Raw genomic sequence first — 3,116 nt, forward strand, 5'->3', positions numbered from 1 at the left:
GATTTATGACGGAAGTCTAATCAATAAATATTGAAGAAATGGAGAAAAATTTAATTATAGATAAATTTACCCTTCAAGGAAATACTTACGTTTTAAAGGGAAGAACGCCAACACGTTATGGTATACCTCAAGTTATTAAGATAAAAAATAATGAAAAACTATTATTCCAATGCCATTTAGTAAATATAAAGTGCCCATATATCTCAAGTGGAAAAAACAATCATAAAATTTATATGATTGAGTATTATATAACATCTAAAAATAGAAATATTATTTTTAGAATGTGGAACCAAGATGGAGTGATCATTAATTTTAAAGACGATTATATGAATTTCATTAAAATTTCCAGATTAGATGTTTATTTATATACTTTCTTTTTTTTAATTAATTTTCTTTATATAGTTTATATTAAACATAAAATTCTGATTTAAGTATTTTAAATAACTTTAATTTTGATCAAACCAATAATTTTGTAATCGAATTGTTGGGTTAAGCAGAATTCAGGTTAATTTATGACTTATTTAACATAATGGCTGTTATACGAACTCTAAAGTGTAAGCCCAAAATAGAAATGTCCGCTTTTAGAATACGCAACTAAGCACAAAAATATACAGCACATAAAAAAATCGCAGCCTAAGCTGAGATTTTTAACCATATTTAAAAGATTTAGCTTATTATATGGATGCTTTTAACTGTGCAGCTGCACGGCCATCGAGCAACTTGCATCCGGTCTGCTGCTGAAGTTCTTCGAAACTCAAGCCATCCACTATTTCTAGCACCCAAGCCTGATTATCTTTGAGTTCAATAATGCACAAATCGGTATAAATACGGTCAACGCAGTTTTTACCAGTAATTGGATAAGTCAGCTCTTCCACAATTCGTGGTTCGCCATTTTTTGTGACATGTTCCATGCAAACATAGACACAGCGAGCACCAACCGCCAGATCCATCGCCCCACCCACTGCTGGAACCGCATCCAGTGCACCGGTATGCCAGTTAGCGAGATCACCGTTCACGGCGACCTGAAAGGCGCCCATAATACAGAAATCTAAATGACCGCCACGCATAATATCGAAGGAATCTGCAGAGTTCATAAAACTGCCGCCATCCAACATGCTCACCAGTTCTTTACCAGCATTAATCAGATCATCATCAGCGAGTTCAGGGTCAGTTAAAGCGGTAAAACCCAGAACGCCATTTTCAGAATGCAGAATAATATCCTGTTCAGGTTTTAAATAACCGGCAACGCGTGTTGGTAAACCAATACCTAAATTCACATAAGAACCGGTTGGAATATCTTGTGCAACTTTTTCTACAATTTGTTCACGTGTACGTTTTTGAATTGTCATTATTTAATATCTCCTACCTTCACCACATGCTGCACAAAAATACCTGGTGTTACGATAATCTCTGGATCAAGCTCGCCTAGCTCTACAATTTCATGTACTTGAGCAATCGTGGTTTTGGCTGCTTTTGCCATTAACGGGCCAAAGTTTCGCGCTGCTTTACGGTAGGTCAAGTTGCCCCATTGATCAGCCTGATTGCCATAAACCAAGGCATAGTCTGCATGAATTGGATATTCCAGCACATAGTCCTTGCCATTGATATGGCGGGTTTCCTTACCTTCAGCTATCTTAGTGCCGTATCCTGTAGGCGTAAAAATAGCCCCCAGACCTGCACCTGCAGCTTGAATACGGCAAGCCAGATTGCCTTGTGGTACCAACTCTAGTTCAACCTTTCCAGCTTTATACAGCTCTTCAAACACCTTGGAGTTATTGGCACGAGGAAATGAACAGATCATTTTTTTCACCAGTCCTGACAATAACAGGTTGGTTAAGCCACGATCACCAGAAGCAGCATTATTGTTGATGATGGTCAGATCTTTAGGACCCATATCAATCAAAGCTTCAATCAGTTCGATTGGCTGTCCTGCCAGACCGAAGCCACTAGTCATAATATGCGCACCATCTGGAATCTGCTTGAGTATGGTTTCGATATCCTGTGTGATTTTATTCATTTAATTGCTTCCTAGCATCTTCCTGTCTTTATAAATGTTTGATTAATCAATTAGTCAGCTTTTTGTGGGTCAAATAAACGGTTTTTAATGAAAATCGCTGGGATCAAACCACAAATAAAATAAGCCACACTCATAATCAGTAGACCTGTACCAATTGAGCCACCTTGCGCAAAATAACCGATGGTTAAAGGTGCCAATACTGCGCCTAGACGGCCAATGTTATAAGCGCCACCTGTAGCTGTACCACGGACTTTAGTAGAGAAACTTTCTGTCATATAAGTCGCGTTAATGCCATATGGAATACCGTAAAGGAATCCGAAAAACAGCATCAGCCATAAGATGTTGTCTGGTGTATTACCAAAGACAATGATGGGAATAAAGATTGCGGTGCCCATGGTACCGAAAGCAAATACTGCACGACGACCAATTTTATCCGCAATAATGCCCGCGATCACTTTGGTACACATCATGATCAGGAAGGTCCCAATCATATAGGTGGTCATTTCTTTAAACTTGATGCCAAGATCTGATTCCAGATAAGCAGGTAACCAGTTACTTACACCATAATAACCAAACTGTAAGAATGCAGTACTGAATGACCAGAGAATGAACATGCGTCGGCTTAACGCATCGGCAAAGATCATTTTAAACGTATTCTTCGGTTTTTCCTGCACTACGCCACTGGCTTTGGCTGCCAATCTTTCTTGACGTGCCTTTAACCAGGCTTGTGGTTCTGGTACCAGGAAGAACATGCCAATCGCAAGAACAATCGGAACAATGGCAATATAGTAAAGATAACGCCAGCCTAGCTCTGGAAGCAGCCATCCTGCAAGTACAGTGGCAACGACTGAACCAAGTGTCCAACCTGTCATTAAAGCAGCAAGTACTGTAGAACGATATTTTGTTGGCACATACTCTGCCATTAGCGTATTACAGGCAATATAGAGGGCGCCTAAGCCAATTGCTGAAAAGAAACGCATCCACTTAAATTCTTCATAGCTTTGAGTAAAGCCCAACCAGAAAGTTAATGAAGAGAATAAAGCGATCGCAATCACAATCACCCGAACTCGTCCAAAGCGGTCACAAGCCCAGCCACCAA

3 protein-coding genes are annotated in these 3,116 nt (G+C 39.4%); all 3 read right to left on the reverse strand.

Annotated features, from left to right (window positions below):
• Positions 1 to 674 precede the first annotated feature (674 nt).
• Positions 675 to 1,349 carry a 3-oxoacid CoA-transferase subunit B gene (locus tag B4J23_RS13760; protein WP_180002014.1) on the reverse strand — a complete coding sequence of 225 codons (675 nt, stop codon included), beginning with the start codon at positions 1,347 to 1,349 and terminating at the stop codon, positions 675 to 677.
• Positions 1,349 to 2,017 carry a 3-oxoacid CoA-transferase subunit A gene (locus B4J23_RS13765; protein WP_291361392.1) on the reverse strand — a complete coding sequence of 223 codons (669 nt, stop codon included), beginning with the start codon at positions 2,015 to 2,017 and terminating at the stop codon, positions 1,349 to 1,351. Before B4J23_RS13765 ends, B4J23_RS13760 begins: the two co-directional genes overlap by 1 nt.
• A 50-nt stretch (positions 2,018 to 2,067) precedes the next feature.
• A partial coding sequence (locus tag B4J23_RS13770; protein WP_291361394.1) for an MFS transporter occupies positions 2,068 to 3,116 on the reverse strand: 1,049 nt, incomplete at its 5' end.

This window comes from Acinetobacter sp. UBA3025 (assembly GCF_002367915.1).
Classification (GTDB): Bacteria; Pseudomonadota; Gammaproteobacteria; order Pseudomonadales; family Moraxellaceae; genus Acinetobacter.

Coding starts and splice junctions, on each gene's coding strand:
- B4J23_RS13765 (WP_291361392.1), bottom strand. CDS start 2,017: ATGAATAAAATCACACAGGATATCGAAACCATACTCAAGCAGATTCCA.
- B4J23_RS13760 (WP_180002014.1), bottom strand. CDS start 1,349: ATGACAATTCAAAAACGTACACGTGAACAAATTGTAGAAAAAGTTGCA.